The sequence below is a fragment of the Gluconobacter sp. Gdi genome, assembly GCF_014132155.1.
Lineage (GTDB): Bacteria > Pseudomonadota > Alphaproteobacteria > Acetobacterales > Acetobacteraceae > Gluconobacter.
In genome coordinates this window covers 382,605-401,741 of the sequence record NZ_BLJQ01000001.1, presented here as the reverse complement: position 1 = coordinate 401,741, position 19,137 = coordinate 382,605, and the positions used below count along the sequence as shown (strand labels likewise).

The following is a 19,137-nucleotide window of genomic DNA, read 5'->3' as shown; positions in this document are numbered from 1 at the left end:
GATTACCGGCATTCCCAATCATAATTCAGGCGCCGATTGCGTCCTGAAGGCGGGACACCGTCCGCGCATGGCCCATCAGGCCCAGCAGCACATGCAGTTCCGGCCCGTTATCCTCACCCGTCAGCGCCAGACGGAGCGGCATGAACAGGGCCTTCCCCTTACGACCTGACTTTTCCTTCAAAGCCGTGGTCCAGTCCTGCCATGTGGTTTCGCCCCATGGCTCGGCAGGAAGGGTTTCAAGCGCCTGCTGAAGAAATTCACGGTCTTCCGGCTGTGACGGCGGAACAATCGTGCCCTGCGTCACATCCCACCAATGCGGGATTTCTGCCGTCAGATCGACATTGCCACGCACTGCATTCCAGAATTCTTCCGTCGCCTCGGCCGGAAGATGTTCCTTCGCCACCGAGAACGGCAGATTGTGCAGAGCCTTGCGGTTCAAAGCCAGAAGCTGGCGCATATCGAACCGCGCCGCAGACTTGGAGACGTGGGAGATCTCGTATGCCGCAATCGCCTCTCCCATCGTCATGACTTCCGGATCATCGGACGTCCCAACCCGTGCCAGATAAGACACGATGGACATCGGCTCGATCCCATCCTGACGAAGCGACTTCAGGCCCAGCGCATCGAAACGCTTGGACAGCTTTCCGCCATCAGAATCCAGCAGCAGCGGCAGATGCGCGAACGTAAAGCGATCCGGCTTTGCACCCAGAGCTTCGGCGATGTCTATCTGAACGCCAGTATTTGTGACGTGATCTTCACCGCGGACGATATGCGTGATGCCCATTTCCAGATCATCAACAACTGACGCCAGCGTGTAGAGGATCGTACCATCCGCGCGGATCAGAACCGGATCGGAGATTGCCGTCAGCTTGACGGAGCAATCGTCCATGACGAGATCCTGCCACTTGCGGCTGCCATCCGTCAGCTTGAAGCGCCAGTGCGGCGTCTTGCCATTGGCTTCCGCACGAGCCCGCTGGTCCGGCGTCAGCTTCAGCATGGCGCGATCATAGATCGGTGCCTTGCCAGCCCGGATGCGCATCTCGCGCTTGGCGTTCAGTTCGTATTCGGTCTCAAAACACGGATAGAGCCGACCAGAGGCTTTCAGCTTGTCGATGGCCGCCGCATAACGCTCCATCCGCGAGGACTGACGGGCCTCTTCGTCCCAGTCCAGACCGAGCCACGCCAGATCCTTACGGATCGCGTCCTCATATTCAGGCTTGCTGCGCCCGACGTCCGTATCGTCGATACGCAGGAGGAACTTGCCGCCATGGCGGCGGGCGAACAGGAAGTTGGCGACGGCCTGACGGGCGTTACCAACATGGAGATAGCCGGTTGGCGATGGGGCAAAGCGCAGTTTCATGCCGCCTTAATGCCGCATGATTGCGCGTCATGCCAGATGCATGAAGCATCGTGTTCAGAACACCCGACACTCTCCAGTTTCTCGACGCTCCAGCGGGCAAATAAAACATGGCCATTCTACCGATATAACATAACGGGAAACCGGAATACTTGCCCCACAAACATGGACTAAAAAGAAACGTTTTTTCCTTCAGTCCATCCTGTTGTATAAAGGCGAAGAACAGACACTCACGACTGACGATTTTTTCTGCGATCGGAGTGATGATCCGTTTTTTGATTTAAGAGGACCCCTGATGAGAAAACTTCTCATTCCTGCCATTCTGGTAATCGGCATTATTGCCCTGCTGGGATCAAGCTATAACCGTTTCATGGGAGCGGACCAGAACGTCAAGGAACAGATGGGTCAGCTTCAGAACGAAGTGCAGCGCCAGACCGACCTGATTCCCAATCTGGTCAACACAGTCAAAGGCTATGCCACCCACGAGCATGACACCCTGACGGATTACGCTGCGGCACGTTCGGGTGAAACGCCCCTGAACCGCATTGATCCCCGCTCGGTCAGCGATGAAGACCTTCAGAAGAAGATCCTGGATGCACAGACCCGTAACGCACAGGAAATCAAGGCCATCAACGTTGTGGCTGAGCAGTCCCCGCAGCTACAGGCCAATCAGAACTTCACAAGCCTGATGGTTCAGCTTGAAGGCACGCAGAACCGCATCACTGTGGCGCGCCAGCGTCTGCAGCAGGCCATTTTGGCTTACAACCAGACGGTCATGCACTTCCCGGGCAACCTCGCCGCCGGGATCATGGGCTACCATCAGCGCGTCTACTACGAGGCTTCCCCAGCCGCACAGACGCCGCCAGTCGTAGACTTCTCCAAGCATTGATCTGACCGAAGGACCGGATGAACGTGCCGACTGTTTCCCGCCTGCTTCTAACGCGCACCCTGCATCTGGTCCTTGCCGTGACTGCCCTGCTGTGCCTGTCCCTGACGGGGGCGGCAGGCGCGACCACACCCTTGACCGAACTCGTCACAGATCCGCATCAGAGCCTGTCCGAGCAGGAACAGGATCAGCTCGTCCAGAAACTGACGGATCTTCGGAAAACGCTTCCAAGTCACCCGCACATTCTGATCGTTCTTCCGGGCCATGTGGACGATATCGACCAGTATGCGAATGAAACGTTCCATGCCTCCGGCATTGGTCAAAAAGGTCAGGACAATGGTCTCCTGATCGTTCTGGATATTCCGGATAATCAGGCCCGCATCGAAGTCGGATACGGATTTGAAGGCGACCTAACGGACCTTCAGACATTCAATATCCTTCATGCTGCCCAACCGGACCTGAAAGCCGGCCACTATGGCGCCGCGCTGAACGGGATGCTGGATTCCATCGCCGACATCTTGCGCAAAAGCGAGACGCAGGTTCACGAGGAGCAGGCCACATCCGATACGGACTTCAACATCAACGGATTTGATCTCGCACTCGGTGTCGGAGGAATGGTGCTGTTTGCCCTTGGCTCGGGCTTTACCGTCCGCGCTCAACGCCGCGAAGCTCAGGGCCTGCCTCTTTCAATTTTTGACAGGTTTCTGATCAGCATTCCCTGGGACGTGATCCTGAGCCTGCTGATCAATATTCTATCAGCCGCCTCACGTAATAACGCCAACTCGTCCGGCGGCGACAAGAAGAGAAACTCCTACAAATCCGGCGGAGGCGATTCTGGCGGAGGCGGCGCGAAGGACTCCTGGTAACGGACGCCTTTGTAAGTTTATCCTTCGGTCAGCGGCCAGCAGCATCAAGACGCAGTAACTGAGCCAACGCCGCATCAAGCTTCTCGGGTGTATGATTCTGCAATATCAGATCACGCCCGTGACCAACGACCGTCTCCCATCGAGAGGCCTGTGTGTAAAGCGCCACAATGGCATTCGCCATATCCTGCGGAAGATCCGCAACAGCCAGCTCTCTCAACTGCGACCCAAAGTCAAAACCTTCAGCCGCAACGGATGTCATGACACACGGCACGCCATGAGACAGGCTGGTCAGCACTTTTCCTTTCGTCCCTGCTCCATACCGAAGCGGGGCTACCGTCACCCTAAGTGTTTTCAACACGTCTGTCAGATCCGGCACATGCCCAAGCACAACCAGACGTGCATCGTCTTGCGCCCGTTCTATCAGCCAATCCGGTGAACCTGCTCCCACAATCAGGAACTTGCACTCAGGTACTTTGGCAGACAGATCCGGCCAGACGTGATCCAAGAAATAGCACACCGCATCTTCATTCGGCCGATGACCAAAATTGCCGATAAAGCCGATATTCTTGCGGTCCTCCCAGCGTACTCCTTCGGCGGATGGTCTGGGAAAGGCCAGATGCACCACATGCGCCTCTGGAAGTTCCTGCCTCAAAAGATCCTTCTCATAGCTGGACACCACAAGTGTCCCATCAGCCCGGCGGATAACCCCGAGTTCATTATCCCGCGTGACTCCAGCAGCTTTGAGCGCAGCAGCATCGCCTGACAGGCGGGCTGCCCGCTCCTCCCGCAAGAAATGCAGATCACACGTGTAGAAAATCATGCGGGCAGCGGGGAACGCGGCGCGGAGCCGATCATATGCCGCGCCTCCACAGCAAACCCGACATGGGATGCAGGTATCAATATCCGGTCCGATCTGCCGCAGGGCGTCGTCAATTCCGTCCCACCCGGGGGACACTGCGTCATGTCCAGGTGTCAGGCACCTAACCCCCAGGGATCGATAGACCGCAGCAGCACTTGCATCCCGCTGCTCTGAAGACAGAAAATATTCTCCCAGCGCCAGAAAGCTGACCCTGCATCCCAGCCGAAGCAGAGAGTGGATCATCGCATCCAGATCCATCGAGCCAGAATCATGGAGAGGCCTTGGAAAATTGCAGTCCACAATCAGGACTGATCTTTCTGACGAATGCCCCAAGCTACGGCGAAACACTCTGGAGATCGCTTTGGCCCAACGGAATTTCTCTAACACTTCTCAGGCCTTTTTCCGTTCCTGCCCGCGCAGGTCAGCACTTAAAAACGCAACTTTTTGACATGACAGGCTTTTAGCCCTGAACTGACACACAAGAACAGAAGGACATGCCCGCATGACCAAGACCCGTAAATCCACATTCGCTCGCCTGATGCTGGTCTCTGCCCTGCTCACAGGGACGGCAGTGTCCCTGTCCGCCTGCAACACGACGCGTGGCGCAGGCCAGGATGTCAGTGCCGTGGGTCATGCAACGTCCCACGCTGCAACCAGCGCACAGCAGGGCATTGCCAATGCGACGGGTGCTTCCACCCACTGATCAGCCTTTTCTTCAGGCTCGATAAGAAAGACCCGCTCCCTCACAGGAGCGGGTCTTTTTCGTTTCAGACCAGTTCCATTGTCCGAACATCAATCATTCCAAGATCTGTGATCTTGAGATGCGGGATAACAGGAAGAGGCAGGAAAGCCAGTTGCAGAAACGGCTCTTCCAGAGAAACACCCATGTCCTTCGCGGCCTTCCGCAACACGATCAGTTCGTCACGAACCTGCTCGAACGGGGCATCACTCATCAGACCAGCCACAGGTAGCTTCAATTCTGCCAGCACCTTGCCGTCCTGAACGGCCACAAACCCACCGCCCGTCGCTTCCAGTCGGTTCACAGCAGTCGCCATATCCGCATCGTTGGTACCCACAACGCAGATATTATGGCTGTCATGCCCGACTGAAGACGCCAGCGCTCCGTGCTTCAGGCCGAACCCTTTCACAAAACCCCTGCCGATATTGTCGTTATGGCCATGTCGCGCCACGACACAGACCTTGGCCACATCATTCGGAATATCTGGCACAACCTGCCCGTTCTTTTCCGGCAATGTGAGCCGCAGGTATTCTGTAATGATCTGCCCCGGAATGAGCCCCATCACCGGGCGATCTGTTCCGCTGCCTTGGATCTCCATATCTGACGCGCTAACCGCAGCCGGGAGCTTCACGCTGCCTAGCCCTACGGGGGGAATAATCTCCCTTTCAGCAAACAGGGCCTCTGTGACCAGACGCCCGGCAGAAATGACGTCCGACACCAGACAGGCCTCTAGATTATCCAGAAGCACAACATCCGCACGCTTGCCGGGAGCAATCTGCCCGCGGTCCCGCAGACCAAAGGCATTGGCAGCCGAAAGTGAGGCTGCACGATACGCTGCCAGCGGCTCAACCCCCAGTTCGATCGCACGGCGGATCAGGAAGTCCAGATGTCCTTCATGAGCAATTTCAAGCGGATTACGGTCGTCTGTGCAGAAAGCAAAGAATGGCGACGTTGCAACATTCAGCAGCGGAACCAGTGCTTCCAGATCCTTGCAGACGGAACCTTCCCGGATCAGCACGGTCATGCCCTTGCGGACTTTTTCCAGTGCTTCTTCCGCTGCGGTTGCTTCATGGTCCGTCGAAATGCCCGCGGCCAGATACCCATTCAGAGCCTTGCCACGCATCAGCGGCGCATGACCATCAATATGACCGCCAGCAAAGGCGGCCAGCTTGTCCAGACAACCCGGATCGCCGTTCAGAACACCCGGGATATTCATGAATTCTGCCAGCCCGATCACCTTGGGATGGTCCCGGTAGGCCACAAGATCAGCCGCATCCAGTGTGGCCCCGGATGTTTCCATAGGTGTTGCAGGAACGCAGCTCGACAGATTGACCCGCAGATCCATGACCGTCCGCTCAGCGGCCGCCAGGAAATAGTCGAAGGCTGATCGCCCAAGGACATTGGCCATCTCATGAGGGTCACAAATGGCGGTCGTCACGCCATGCGGCAGCACGCAGCGATCGAACTCAAAAGGCGTGACCAAAGAGGACTCAACGTGAAGGTGCGTGTCGATGAAACCTGGGACAGCAATCCGCCCACGTCCATCAATCTCCTGCTTGCCTTCGTAGGTGCCGTAAGTCCCCACGATCCGGTCCCCGCAGATCGCAATATCCGTCGGGACCATTTCGCCGGTGACGAGGTCCAGAAGACGGACGTTGCGAACTACCAGATCCGCTGGTTCCCGCCCCTGCCCCTGAGCCACCCGGCGCTGGATTGCGTTCTGCATGCCTGAAACCTCCGAATGTCAGCAATGACCACTTATAGCGCGCAGAGGCCCCCGCACTCAAAAGAAGCTTTCACGCCACTTTTTGTTGCGGAAATATCACGATTATTTATGTCTTAATGTTTCACATCCCAAACTGTTGAAGAGTGTGACAAAGCGTGGTTTTTCCCTCCTCGCTTATTTCACTATCCGAGAAAGACCATCTTTCTGATGCGCCTTGCACGCCTTCTATCAACGTCCGCCCTCATGGCCCTGGGGGCCGCTCCTGCACTGGCGGCACCATCTTCTTCCAGTCCGGATCATAAGCCAGCCCGTCATCAGGCTGCGGCTCCATCCATGATGGGCAATACGGCACCGACAGATGAAGTGCATGAAGAGCACGTCTCCGTCAGCGGGCGTCGCAAGTACTTTGATGGTGTAACACGCCGTGACGTCGGTGGCGGTCTGATGCAGAAGCAGGACGCGGCGAAATCCGTCTCAAGTATCTCCCGCGACTTCATCGAAAAGCAGGCACCAGGTCAGGATCCGATGCAGCTCATTGCGCTGCTGCCCGGCGCCAACGTCTCTTCTTCAGATCCTGCCGGACTGACCGGAAGCCACATGAGCTCCCGTGGCCTCGACCAGACGCAGATGGGCTTTACGCTTGAAGGCTTCCCGATCAACGACGTCGGCTCCTTCCAGACGTACTCCCAGGAAATCGTGGATTCCGAAAACCTCCAGAAGGTGAATCTGGCGCAGGGTTCTGCCGATCTGGACAGCCCCCACCTCAGCGCCGCAGGCGGCGTGGTCGACATGTACATGATTGACCCGAAGATGAAGGCGGGCGGAGCGTTTGACGTTTCTTACGGCTCTTATGATTACACCCGCGGCTTCCTACGCCTCGACACAGGCAAGATTGGCCACACGAACCTACGTGCGTATTTCTCCGGTTCCTATGCAACCGAAGACGCTATCCACAGTGAAGCAACGAACCGCAAGCTGCACGCGGAAGGCAAGATCGTGAACGACTGGGGCGACGGAAACCGCGTCTCTCTCGCGATCGTTGGTAACCGCCTCTACAACTACCTGAACCGCTCCGTGAACATGGCATCGTGGGACGAATACGGACTGGGCGTGAAGGACAAGTACGTATCGTCCTGCTCGGCTGGTGCGACCTGTACCCGACCGAACGGCACGACATTCAAGAACACGTCTGGCGCGACAATCTCAAACACCGTCTACAACGGCGTGTACAAGGACCCGACGGGCAAGAGCACGAAGAGTGACGCGGACTACTACAAGTTCCACCAGAACCCTTTCACCAACATCTATGTCAGCGCGCCATCCACCTTCAAGCTGACGGATCACCTGACGCTAACGGAAACGCCTTACTTCTGGTACGGCAGCGGTAGCGGCGGTGGCGCATATGCCGTCCCCACCAGCTATGGTGCCACGTCCATGGGCGGGAGCCTTGAAGGCAAAACCGTCGCCAAGGGTACACTGCTCTATGAACCGTCCATCACAACGACGTATCGTCCTGGTGCTGTCACCAAGCTGACGCTGACGACAGGCGTGAACCGTCTGATGGTTGGTTACTGGTTCGAATATTCCAAGCAGATCCAGAGCGGCCCCGCCACAGGCATTGGTACCGACGGTACGCCCTGGAGCGTCTGGGGACAGGCTGCGAATTACGTCTTTGATAATGGCGCAACGTATCAGTATCGCTCAAACCTCACACAGACCCGCGTGCACACGATGTTCATCGGTGACAGCCTGTCCCTGCTGAACAACAAGCTCACGATCGAAGGCGGCCTGAAATACGCCATCGTTACCCGTGACGCACACAACATGCTGCCCAACACATCCACGGGCCCTTACATCAAGAAAACCTATTACGAGCCACTGCCAACGGCGTCGATCCGGTATCAGATCAACCCTGAGAACCAGATCTTCATCTCAGGCGCGACCAACTTCCGGATGCCTACGAACTTCTCCCTGTTCGACGCAGGCGCCTATTACAAAGGCAGCGGCTACGCGACGCATGGCATCACCAACCTGAACCCGGAAATCTCGATTTCGGAAGAAGCAGGCTGGCGCTACACCGGATCGACCGTCATGGCCTCGATCACCTACTTCCACTACGACTTCACAAACCGCTTCTTCTCCCAGAGCCAGTGCATGGATGATGCCTGCTCCAACTATTTCAGCAACAACATCAATGCTGGTGGACAGACTTCAAATGGTGTGGATGCAGAAATCGGCACACGTCCGATCTTCTACCACCTGCGTCCTTATGTTTCGTTCGAGTATGTCGATGCCCGCACGACCAGCAACCTGAAGGGCGGCAGCAGCAGCTCTGTCGATTATCTCCCAACCAAGGGGAAGTTCGCGCCTGAAACACCCAAGTATCAGGTCGGCTTCAACCTGGATTACGATGACGGCAGCCTGTTCGGTGCTTACAACGTGAAATACGTTGCCAAGCAGTATTCCACATTCATGAACGACGAGGCTGTTCCGTCCTATGTCCGCATGAATCTGACGGTTGGATATCGCTTCCACAATGTCGGCTTCCTGCAGAGCCCGAACATCAAGCTCAACATCTCCAACATCGCCAACAAGCACTATCTGGGCTTCCCACTGGGCGTGCAGACGAACGCAACAGCAATGAAGGGTATCTTCGGCAACACGGTGAAGGGGACCGCCCCAACCTACGCCATTGCAGCACCCTTCGCAGCAACCGGCTCCATCAGCGCTGGTTTCTAAAACAGTGCATTCTGAGGCTGATAACCCCGGCCTCAGGCGCACGTAGAACCTGACAAACGACCCGGCTCATGGCAATCAGACAGCCATGAGCCCTTTCCCCACGCCGCCAGTCGTTGCCATCATTGGCGCAGGTCCCGCCGGACTTTTCGCCGCTGAGTATCTTTCTGCCCACGGATGTCACGTCGAAGTCTTTGAGCAGATGCCCAGCGTGGGACGGAAACTGCTCATGGCAGGCCGAAGTGGCCTCAACCTGACCCACTCTGAGCCACTCGACCTTTTCATAACACGCTATGGACCAGCCCAGGACTGGCTGACCCCAGCCTTGCTGAACTTCCCGCCAGACGCCCTGCGTCACTGGGCGGAAAGCCTCGGACAGGAGTGCTTTAGTGGAAGCTCGGGGCGTGTTTTCCCCAAAAATATGAAAGCCTCTCCGCTCCTTCGCGCATGGCTAGGCCGACTGACGGCGCAAGGCGTTCAGATCAGGACACGCCATCGCTTCACAGGATGGGAGGGTCCGTTCCTAGGCTTTGAGGCCCCTGAAGGCCCCATCACGTTTTCTGCGGATGCCACACTCATGGCCACAGGCGGTGCAAGCTGGTCCCGCCTCGGGTCAGACGGGCGCTGGGCCAGTCTGTTCCCCGCGGAAACATCCCCTTTCAAACCGTCAAACTGCGGCTTTATCCCCAACTGGCCCGATGAGGTCCTGCAACGCCATGACGGACAGATACTCCATTCCGTCGGACTGTCGTTTCAGGGGACGGAAACCCGTGGGGACGTCACCATTACGCCGCGCGGACTGGAAGGCTCTGCCCTTTATGCCCTCTCGGCCTCTCTCCGTGATGCCATTACCTCTACAGGCACCGCCACCCTGTCACTGGATCTCCGTCCCACTCTCTCCGAAGACGCCATTCTCAAACGCCTTCAGGCCCAGCGTCCCAGAGAGAGCCAGTCCAACCGGCTCCGCAAAGCTCTTTCTCTCGACAGCGCCTCCAGAGAACTCCTGCGACAGACAACACCAAAACAGGCGACACCTCTCCAGCTTGCTCAAGCCATGAAAGCCCTCCCCATCGCCCTGACCGGGACCGACACGCTCGACCGCGCCATCTCGACAGCAGGAGGATTACGCCAGGACGCGCTGGACGAAAATTTCATGCTAAAGACTCATCCCGGTGTTTTTGCAGCCGGCGAAATGCTGGATTGGGAAGCCCCGACGGGCGGTTATCTTCTGCAGGGATGTTTTTCCACCGGTCTTGCCGCCGCAAAGGGCGTCCTTGGGTGGCTAGAATCGTCAGTTTCGGGTATCCGCTGACCCCATGACATCCATCGTTCTCGGACAGGGCCGCGACGGCTCAGACACCTGCATTGATTTGCCGGAACTGCTGGCCACGCGCCTGCTGGTTCAGGGTAACTCCGGCTCAGGCAAATCCCACCTTCTGCGCCGACTGCTGGAACAGACCGCAACCCTCGTTCAACAGGTCATGATCGACCCGGAAGGCGACTTCGTCACCCTGGCAGACCGCTATGGCCATCTGGTCATTGACGTGGAAGACCAGTCCGAAGCCAGCCTGCGTGCAGCCGGTGAACGTGTCAGGGCGCATCGTGCATCTGTTGTGCTGAACCTTGAACAGGTGGAAGCCGAAATGCAGCTGCGTGCAGCCGGCGCATTCCTGAACGGTATGTTCGAAGCACCACGCGCCAACTGGTATCCGGCTCTGGTTGTGGTGGATGAAGCCCAGCTCTTCGCACCGGTTGCGGGCGGGGACACATCCGATGAAGCCCGCCGCCTCTCACTCGGTGCCATGACAAACCTCATGTGTCGTGGGCGTAAACGTGGTCTGGCCGGTGTCATCGCAACACAGCGTCTGGCCAAACTGGCCAAGAACGTCGCGGCAGAAGCCTCGAACTTCCTGATGGGCCGGACCTTCCTCGACATCGACATGGCCCGCGCCGCCGATCTTCTGGGCATGGAGCGTCGGGCCGCAGAATCTTTCCGTGATCTTGCCCGGGGGCAGTTCATGGCGCTCGGACCCGCTCTCTCCCGTCGTCCGAAGCTGCTGACAATCGGGCCGGTTGAAACAGCCAGCCACAACACGGGACCAGTGCTCGTTCCTTTGCAGCCCATGGATGCCGAGGACCTGCGAGACATCATTCTCGAGCCCGTCCACGAATTTTCGCCTCGCCCCCGCCGCGAAACACGTCCGCCGCCGCCGGATCTTCTCGCGCAGCTTGATGCCTATGGCGCAACGCGGGAAGCCGCTGAAGAACCTGCTGCAACGGCCGACATTACTGAAATTGATCCAGCCCAGATCTGGGACATGGTTGCTGGTGTCGCCTCTGAAGATGGCGCCGATTACAAGCCACTCGCCACCCTTTATCAGGACTTCCAACTTCGAGCCCGTATTCAGGGTCTGTCACGGAACATCCTCGATCTGGGCCGCTTCCAGCGCATCCTCGCTACGATCCGTGCAGGTCTGGACCGGGAGCGTGCGGAGAGCGAGGACTGGCAGAAAGCCGAAGCTGTTGCAGCATCCCTGCCGGAAGACGTTCAGGGCGTCTTTTTGTTGCTGGCACGCACCGCGCTCGATTCGGAAACCTGCCCGGATGACAGTGCTCTGGCTCGCGCCTATGGCACCCATTCCCTGGGACGCGCCCGCCGCCAACTGACATATCTCGAAGAAAGAGAAGTCATAGTGTTGCAGGAAACACCGTTCGGCCGCCGCGTTGCGATCGTCGGCTTAGGCTGGCAAACGGCGTCATAAATCTGTCACCCCAGCTTCACACTAGGTTCACACACCCCTCACGATATTGAGACTAGTTTCCGCCCGTTCCGATTCCGCTTCGTTACGGGAAAGCTATCCATGTCATCCAAATCCCAGCGCAACCGCGCGCTGCTCTTTCTTTTCTGTTCTCCGCTGGCAGTGAGCATGGCACTGCCTTCAGCCAAAGCGGCCACCGCGTCGACAAACAGCAAGAAACACACCGCAGCACACAAGGCCGCAGCCGTTTCCGGCGGATCGGAACAACTGGTCATCACCGCAAAGCGGACCCGTTCCGAACAAACACTTGGCCGCGTTCAGATCCAGCGCATCATGCCGGGTATCAACCCCATCAAAGCGCTACAGATCCTGCCGGGCGTCGTGTTCAACAATGCTGACCCCTGGGGCAACAACGAGCAGAATTCATCACTGTATGTGCATGGTTTTGCCAAGGAGCAGCTCGGTTATACGCTTGATGGAATTCCCCTCGGCGACCAGGCCTACGGTAACTACAACGGCCTCTCCCCTCAGCGCGCATCCATCAGCGAAAACATCGGGTCTGCGTCCATTGCCACCGGTGCAGGCGGTCTGGGCACGGCATCCACGTCCAATCTCGGCGGTACACTCGAATTTACGACGCAGGATCCACTGCGCAAGCGCGGCGCCCAGATCGAGCAGGTCTTCGGGAGCTGGTCCACATTCCGCACCTTCGCGCGTCTCGACACGGGTGAATTCGGAAATGGCAACTCGGCCTATGTCTCATTCGCTCGTCAGGATGCACGCGCGTGGGATTTCGCTGGCCATCAGGGCGGCTATCAGGTCAATGCCAAGTTCGTTCACCACAGCGCCCATGACCGCTTCTCGGTCTTCTTTGACTGGTCCCAAAAGGTTGAACCGAACGAAGACAGCGTAACCCTGCCGCAGGGCTACGGCACATATGTCCGTCCCTTCACGTATCCCAACTTCAATTACGCGAAATCCTATATCAACTCAGCCGAGTACAGGAATGCGGGCCTGAATTACCGCAACTATTATTCTGCCGCCCAGCGGGAAGATTTCCTGGCCTATGCAAAGTGGACGCATGATTTCAATGCGAACCTGCACTGGGATAACTCGATTTATTATCATCACGATCTGGGGGAAGGTGTCGTCGCCGGCCCCATTTCTGCCGCGGGCCTGCCGACATTGTTCGCAGCGTATTTTCCGGGCCAAGACCTTAACACCGTTTTCGGTGGCTCCGGCTATGCGACCCGTACAACCGAATACTGGGACAACCGCGGCGGCCTGATCTCCACGTTGCGGTATCACCTCGGCAAGCATTCGATCGAAGTCGGTGGCTGGTATGAGCGCAACAACAATACACAAGCTCGTCGCTGGTATCCACTCGATGCCAACAACCCGACCACACCATACGAACGCCAGCAGAACGCGCTGATCGACCAGTATACGAACAACTTCTACACCAACACGTTCGTAACCCATCTGCAGGACAACTGGCAGATTTCCAAGAGTTTCTCGCTGGCAGCCGGCTTCAAGTCTGAGCTGGTTTACACGAACGGCACACTCCCTGTTGCTGCGAAAGCAGGTTCGCTGTCCCCATCCTACGCTGTCACGGCTCCGGGTGGCACCATTGCTGCAGAACGTCCGTTCCTGCCGTCCTTCGGTGCCGTCTGGAACATCACGCCGAATGAACAGTGGTTCGCCACCATTCAGGAAAATATGCGCTCCTTCCAGGACGCAGGCTACGGCAACGCCACACCTTGGGGCGCAACGAGTCAGGCTGCGTTCGAAGACTTCAAGAAGAACGGCAAGCCGGAAACATCATGGACGTACGAGACCGGTCTGCGTGAGCATCGCCAGATCCACCTTGGCCCGCTGACGTCTATCGAAGGGCAGCTGTCGTACTATCACGTGCACTTCTCGAACCGCCTTCTGGCTGTTGCCACCACGCAGACGCTCTCTTCCATCATCGGGTCTGCCACAACGCTTGCAAACGTCGGTTCCGTCACAACCGATGGTATGGACTTCTCCTTCACGTCCCATTTCGGCGAGCATTTCTCGCTCTACAACGGGCTGTCCTATAACAAGTCCACCTACAACGATAACTACAGCACCGGCACGACAACCGTGCGGACTGCCGGAAAGAACGTTGTGGGAATGCCTGCCTGGTCTGAGAAGTTCGTCTTCAGCACCAACTGGGGCAACGCTTATGGTCAGTTCATCGGTGTCGTCACCGGCAAGCGCTACGCCACCTACACGAACGACATGTACGCCGCGCCGTTCGCGCAGTTCGACATGAACGCGGGCTACACATTCCATGGCATTCCGCACATTGCAGCCCTGCGTGTTCAGGGTAACATCACAAACCTGACCAACACCCGCGCCTGGTCCACCATCAACGCGACCCAAACGTCTGGTCAGTTCAGTGCCTTTCCGGTTGCCCCGCGCAGCTTCTTCCTGACACTGAACGCCACGCTGTAAGGACTGATCCATGCTGACGCGCCGTCGCACTCTGGGGCTGCTTTCCGCCGCTCTCCCTGCCCTTCACCTGAGCCGCTCCGCAAAGGCGGCTCCTTCCCTGGCTCCAAAGCCACTGGTGTTTGCCCACCGTGGCGCGTCGGCTCTCCGTCCTGAACACACACTCGCCGCCTATGCCAAAGCCATGCTGGACGGTGCTGATTTCATCGAGCCCGATCTCGTCATGACGAAAGACGGCCATCTAGTCGTCCGTCATGAAAGCAACATCGCCGATACAACAGATGTTTCAGATCACCCGGAATTCGCCGACCGCAAAAAGACCGTTACCATTGACGGCCAGAAGCAGACCGGCTGGTTCACAACAGATTTCACCCTCGCGGAACTCAAGACACTCCGTGCGCGTGAGCGTCTGGCCACTCTGCGTGTCCATAACACTCGTTACAACGATCGCTTCGAAATCCCGACGTTTGAGGAAGTCATTGAAGTTGTGGCTGCTCAGGCGGCTGCCACCGGTAAGACCTTCGGTCTGATCCCGGAACTCAAGCATTCCACGCATTTTCACAGTCTTGGTCATGATCCGGAAGCGATCTTCCTCAAGACCATCGCGGCGCACGAATATACGCGTCAGGCCCCGCTCGAAATCCAGTCTTTCGAGACGTCTAACCTCGCCCGCATCCGGGAGCAGGCACTAGCCATCAACCCGCAGACACGGCTGATGCTTCTGATGGGTGAACGCAAACAAACCCCACCCGATCTCGCTGCAGCAGGAAAAACAACCACTTTCGGCGATCTGATGACGCTGGATGGACTCAAAGACGTCCGCCGTTACGCAGACGTCATCGGTCCTTCTAACGCGGATCTCATTCCGCGCGATTCAAAGGGCGCATGGCTTGAGCCCACCTCGCTCGTGGATGACGCTCACCGCGCAGGCCTTCTCGTTCATTCCTATACAGCGCGCCCGGAAAACTACTTTCTTCCCGCCCGGCTTCGAAATGACGCAGGCCCCGCAGCCCGGAACCCAGAAGGCATGATCGCAGAGGTTCGCCGCTATCTGGATATGGGGATCGACGGGTTCTTTACGGATGACCCTGCGCTTGGTCGACACCTTGTCGATACGACCTTCTAAGGTTCCAGCCCTGACCAGTCTGTCAAAACGGTGCTTTGCCTCCAGATGATTTCTCGAGCACAAAGCACCGTTTTTTCATGAGCCAAGCCCCGAGTAGCCCTGCCCTGTCTCTTTTCTGCGACCAGAACGGCTCAAAGGCGTTTCAGACAGATCAACATGATGAAGACAGGAGACGACATGTCCATTCGCTCCCTTCCCCTCCTTGTTCTGGTCTTTGCATACCCGGCCATGGCTTCTGCGGCCTGTACCAACGATGCACTCCCTATCGCTTTACCCATCCAGAGAATGGACGAGCGGCTTCAGGATCTTGCGCATAAAACCGGATGCTTCATGGAGGTTGACCCGTCACTCCTCCAGGATCTGAAAGTACCCGCCCTTTCGGGCAAGCTGACAGCACGGCAAGCCTTGACGAAGTCCCTGAAAGGGAGCCGGCTCAGATACCGCTTCGTCAAGGATCATTGGCGGATCACATTGATGCGCGGAGCGGACGACCATCCGATCCATGACTCTTTCGTTCAACCTTGGTAACGCTATCAATCATCCCAGCTTGAAATGCTTGATAATCGCCTTGTTGAAGGCAGGGAGATCGTCGGGGCATCGTGAGAAAACGTAGGGACCATCTGTCACAACGTCCACGTCCACCCAACTTGCGCCGGCATTCTCAAGATCGGTCTTGATCGCAGGCCACGATGTGATGGTGCGGCCTCGCAGTTCGTTGACTTCGATCAGGACCTGCGCACCGTGACAGATCGCAGCGATCGGCTTGTTGGCCTTCACAAACTCCTTCACGAACGCCACGACATCCCGGTTCATGCGGAGGCTATCAGGGGATGCGAGCCCGCCCGGCAGCAGAAGAGCGTCAAAGTCCGAAGCTTTGGCATCCGCAATACCCAGATCAGCCTTGATCTTACGAGACGGATAAATGTCCTTGTTGACCGCCTGAAACTCGCCAGCTTTCAACGAGATCACCGTAACGGTCGCGCCAGCTTTTTCCAGCGCTTCCTGTGGCGACGTCAGTTCGATTTCTTCCAGGCCATCCGTGGCGAGTGCTGCAACTTTAACCATGTTTCTGGTCCTTTCATGAAAAAAGGCAGCCCGATTGCGGACTGCCCTTTTGAACATCAGGCGTTGAGGTAAATCGTCTTGGTCTGCACATAGGCTTCCAAACCATGCTGACCGTCTTCTCCACCGAGGCCACTTTCCTTGTAACCATGATGGAAGCCTTGCGGCGCTTCACCGCCCGGACGGTTCACATAGACTTCTCCAAACTCCAGTTCGCGCGTCATACGCAGAATACGACCGAGATCCTTCGTAAAGAGATAGGCTGATAGCCCATACCGGCAGTCATTGGCCCAGGCGAGCGCCTGATCAAAATCCGCCACCTTGATAAGCGACATGACGGGGCCAAACACCTCGTTATGAACAATGTCCATGTCCTGGGAGACGTCCGTCAGCAGTGTAGGGGCGTAAAAATAGCCCTTGTCATAAACACCACCCGTCAGGCGTTTTCCGCCGGTCTCCAGCGTAGCGCCCTGTCGAACAGCCTTTTCGACAATCTCATGAACTTTGTTGAGTTCGTCTTCGCTGACCTTGGGCCCCATGTCCGTTGAAGGATCAGTCGGCAGACCAACCTTCAGAGCGCCGATCTTCTGGCGAACCTTCTGCACAAAGTCGTCGTAAACCGCTTCATGGATGTAAGTGCGTTCATTGCACGTGCAGACCTGCCCCGTGTTCATGAAGCGGGACTGCACAGCCGCTTCCGCAGCCTTCTCCAGATCAGCATCTTCCATCACCAGGAAAGGCGCCTTGCCGCCAAGTTCCAGCCGAACTTCCTTCAGCGTCTCCGCTGCGGCCGCCATAATCTTTTTCCCGGCTGGCGTTGAGCCAGTCATGGTGATGAGCTTCACATCTGGATGCGCGACCAGCGGAACTCCGACTTCCGGCCCATCACCCGTAACGATATTAACGACACCTTTGGGAATGCCCGCTTCCTCAACCAGCTTTGCCAGATGAAGCGACGCAAGCGGCGTCAGTTCGTGAGGCTTCACAACGATCGTATTGCCCGCCGCAATGGCCGGCCCAATCTTGCGAGCGCAAAGAGCCAGGGGGAAATTCCAGGCCGTAATGGCTCCAATCACGCCAAGAGGCACACGATCGATCAGAATTTTCTCATCCGGGGTACTCCCGGGAATGATTTCCCCCTGAAGACGCAGCGTGTTTTCAGCCGAAAACCGCAGCAGCCCGATTGCGAAATCAATTTCGACTTCAGCTTCTTTCAGGGGCTTACCCATTTCGGACGTAATGATCTGGGCCAGAACCTTCTTGTCCCGCTTCACCAGATCTTTCAACGCATGGACATAATCCGCGCGCTCCGTCGCTGTCTTTCGGCTCCAGGCGGGAAAGGCCGCTTTGGCTGCTGCTACCGCCTTATCCAGATCGGCTTCACCACCCCGAGCCGCCTGGCCGACCGTTTCTTTCGTGGCAGGGTTTTCAACAGGAATCCATTCTCCCGTCTGCGGGGAAACCCATTCACCGTTAATGAAGAGATCATATTTCTGAGCCATTGAGTGCTCCTGTTTTGCAGGAAGCGCATCCTGCGCCGCTTTATTCCAGACGCATGAGACCGCTGCCAGTTCAATCGATGACCCGACACTGGCAAGAGATACAGTTTATTAAAAGTGATGATAAATCAGTGCTTCGTTCACTATTTATGAGTCTTCAGAGATTGAACCCAGACTATCCATAAACAGCCGGGCCAACACGCTCACGCGCGGCTCCCGCCAGACCGAATAGATATCACTGCCCTGAAGATCTGTGGGGTACTGCACAGCAATACCTCTCTTACGGACAACCCCCAGAGTTGAGAGAACACTCTGAGGAATACACGAAATGCCCAGTCCCGCCTCTACGCAGGCCATAATGACGTCATAAGACTCAACGGTATGGATAAGGCCGCCGCCAAAGCCCTTCTGTTCCAGCCAAGCCTCAAAATACCGGCGATACAAACAGTCTGTATTGAACAGAAAGACTGTCTGGCCTGATTGAAGTGTCTTCTGTCCTTCGGGCAAAATAAGTGCCAGACGCTCGCGAAAGGCAAATGCACTGCCCATCATGGGATGCTCGATTGGCCCATCCGTCAGAGCAAGATCAATCTCACCATCAACCAGCATGCGCTCAAGCGTATCTGTCGGCCGGATCAAAATCCTGATCTCGACGCCCGGTGCCGCCGCCAGAAACTGCGGCACTCGACTGGGTAAATATTCCTTCAATGCGACGTCCAAGGCCCCGACAGTCAGTATCCCGCGAGGCACACCTTCAGAAAAGAGATCTGTCAGGTGTCGTGCCTCTTCCACGACGCGTTTGGCCTGTTGGTGAAACAATCGTCCTTCCGGCGTCAGAAAGAGACGGTTCTTTTCCCGGGTAAACAGCTCCCGCCCCAGAAGCTGCTCCAGTTCCCGCAAGCGCGCCGTCACGTTGGACGCCACACAGTTCAGTTTCCGTGACGCTGCCACCACAGTTCCTGTCTCGACCACAGCACAGAACATTTCCAGCTGTGCAAGACGCAACGGATTCATGGGCGATTTTTCCTCAACAGCGGACTCTTA

At 57.0% G+C, this 19,137-nt stretch carries 15 protein-coding genes; 9 read left to right on the top strand and 6 right to left on the bottom strand.

Features of this window, described 5'->3' with window-relative positions; genetic code table 11:
• Positions 1–25: 25 nt before the first annotated feature.
• The gene (gene gltX, locus JN414_RS01790) at positions 26–1,360 is read right to left on the bottom strand and encodes a glutamate--tRNA ligase (protein ID WP_202206439.1); all 1,335 of its coding nucleotides are present in this window, start codon (positions 1,358–1,360) and stop codon (positions 26–28) included.
• A 292-nt stretch (positions 1,361–1,652) separates the two neighbouring features.
• Here gltX and JN414_RS01785 point away from each other — a divergent pair, with 292 nt between their 5' ends.
• Both JN414_RS01785 and JN414_RS01780 read left to right on the top strand, forming a co-directional pair.
• On the top strand, positions 1,653–2,246 hold the full coding sequence (locus JN414_RS01785; protein ID WP_046900877.1) for a LemA family protein: 594 nt from the start codon (positions 1,653–1,655) through the stop codon (positions 2,244–2,246).
• A gap of 23 nt (positions 2,247–2,269) precedes the next feature.
• Entirely contained in the window at positions 2,270–3,109 is an 840-nt protein-coding gene (locus JN414_RS01780; protein ID WP_237389826.1) for a YgcG family protein, read from the top strand.
• Positions 3,110–3,137: 28 nt separating this feature from the next.
• Here JN414_RS01780 and JN414_RS01775 read toward each other — a convergent pair whose 3' ends face one another.
• Positions 3,138–4,211, bottom strand: a complete 1,074-nt coding sequence (locus JN414_RS01775) for a glycosyltransferase family 4 protein (protein WP_202206437.1) — start codon at positions 4,209–4,211, stop codon at positions 3,138–3,140.
• Between the two features lie 259 nt (positions 4,212–4,470).
• Here JN414_RS01775 and JN414_RS01770 point away from each other — a divergent pair, with 259 nt between their 5' ends.
• The gene (locus JN414_RS01770; protein WP_046899903.1) at positions 4,471–4,671 is read left to right on the top strand and encodes an entericidin A/B family lipoprotein; all 201 of its coding nucleotides are present in this window, start codon (positions 4,471–4,473) and stop codon (positions 4,669–4,671) included.
• Positions 4,672–4,735: 64 nt separating this feature from the next.
• Here JN414_RS01770 and ade read toward each other — a convergent pair whose 3' ends face one another.
• Positions 4,736–6,433, bottom strand: a complete 1,698-nt coding sequence (gene ade, locus JN414_RS01765) for an adenine deaminase (RefSeq protein WP_202206436.1) — start codon at positions 6,431–6,433, stop codon at positions 4,736–4,738.
• Between the two features lie 207 nt (positions 6,434–6,640).
• Here ade and JN414_RS01760 point away from each other — a divergent pair, with 207 nt between their 5' ends.
• The 6 genes from JN414_RS01760 (at position 6,641) to JN414_RS01735 (ending at position 16,060) form a co-directional block, all read left to right on the top strand.
• The gene (locus JN414_RS01760; RefSeq protein ID WP_202206435.1) at positions 6,641–9,172 is read left to right on the top strand and encodes a TonB-dependent receptor; all 2,532 of its coding nucleotides are present in this window, start codon (positions 6,641–6,643) and stop codon (positions 9,170–9,172) included.
• 85 nt (positions 9,173–9,257) lie between these two features.
• Positions 9,258–10,481, top strand: a complete 1,224-nt coding sequence (locus tag JN414_RS01755) for a TIGR03862 family flavoprotein (protein ID WP_202206434.1) — start codon at positions 9,258–9,260, stop codon at positions 10,479–10,481.
• Positions 10,482–10,485: 4 nt separating this feature from the next.
• Complete coding sequence (locus JN414_RS01750) at positions 10,486–11,931, top strand: ATP-binding protein (protein ID WP_202206433.1); 1,446 nt, start codon at positions 10,486–10,488, stop codon at positions 11,929–11,931.
• A 99-nt stretch (positions 11,932–12,030) separates the two neighbouring features.
• On the top strand, positions 12,031–14,409 hold the full coding sequence (locus tag JN414_RS01745; protein ID WP_202206432.1) for a TonB-dependent receptor: 2,379 nt from the start codon (positions 12,031–12,033) through the stop codon (positions 14,407–14,409).
• A gap of 10 nt (positions 14,410–14,419) precedes the next feature.
• Positions 14,420–15,532: a glycerophosphodiester phosphodiesterase gene (locus JN414_RS01740; protein WP_202206431.1), complete on the top strand. Its 1,113-nt coding sequence runs from the start codon at positions 14,420–14,422 to the stop codon at positions 15,530–15,532.
• Between the two features lie 177 nt (positions 15,533–15,709).
• Positions 15,710–16,060: an STN domain-containing protein gene (locus JN414_RS01735; RefSeq protein ID WP_237389825.1), complete on the top strand. Its 351-nt coding sequence runs from the start codon at positions 15,710–15,712 to the stop codon at positions 16,058–16,060.
• A 9-nt stretch (positions 16,061–16,069) separates the two neighbouring features.
• Here JN414_RS01735 and JN414_RS01730 read toward each other — a convergent pair whose 3' ends face one another.
• From JN414_RS01730 to JN414_RS01720, 3 genes are all read right to left on the bottom strand, one after another.
• Complete coding sequence (locus tag JN414_RS01730; RefSeq protein WP_202206430.1) at positions 16,070–16,597, bottom strand: type 1 glutamine amidotransferase domain-containing protein; 528 nt, start codon at positions 16,595–16,597, stop codon at positions 16,070–16,072.
• A gap of 56 nt (positions 16,598–16,653) precedes the next feature.
• The gene (gene aldA / locus JN414_RS01725; RefSeq protein ID WP_202206429.1) at positions 16,654–18,096 is read right to left on the bottom strand and encodes an aldehyde dehydrogenase; all 1,443 of its coding nucleotides are present in this window, start codon (positions 18,094–18,096) and stop codon (positions 16,654–16,656) included.
• A 144-nt stretch (positions 18,097–18,240) separates the two neighbouring features.
• Positions 18,241–19,107, bottom strand: coding sequence for a LysR family transcriptional regulator (locus JN414_RS01720; RefSeq protein WP_202206428.1), 867 nt, complete (start codon positions 19,105–19,107; stop codon positions 18,241–18,243).
• Positions 19,108–19,137 lie beyond the last annotated feature (30 nt).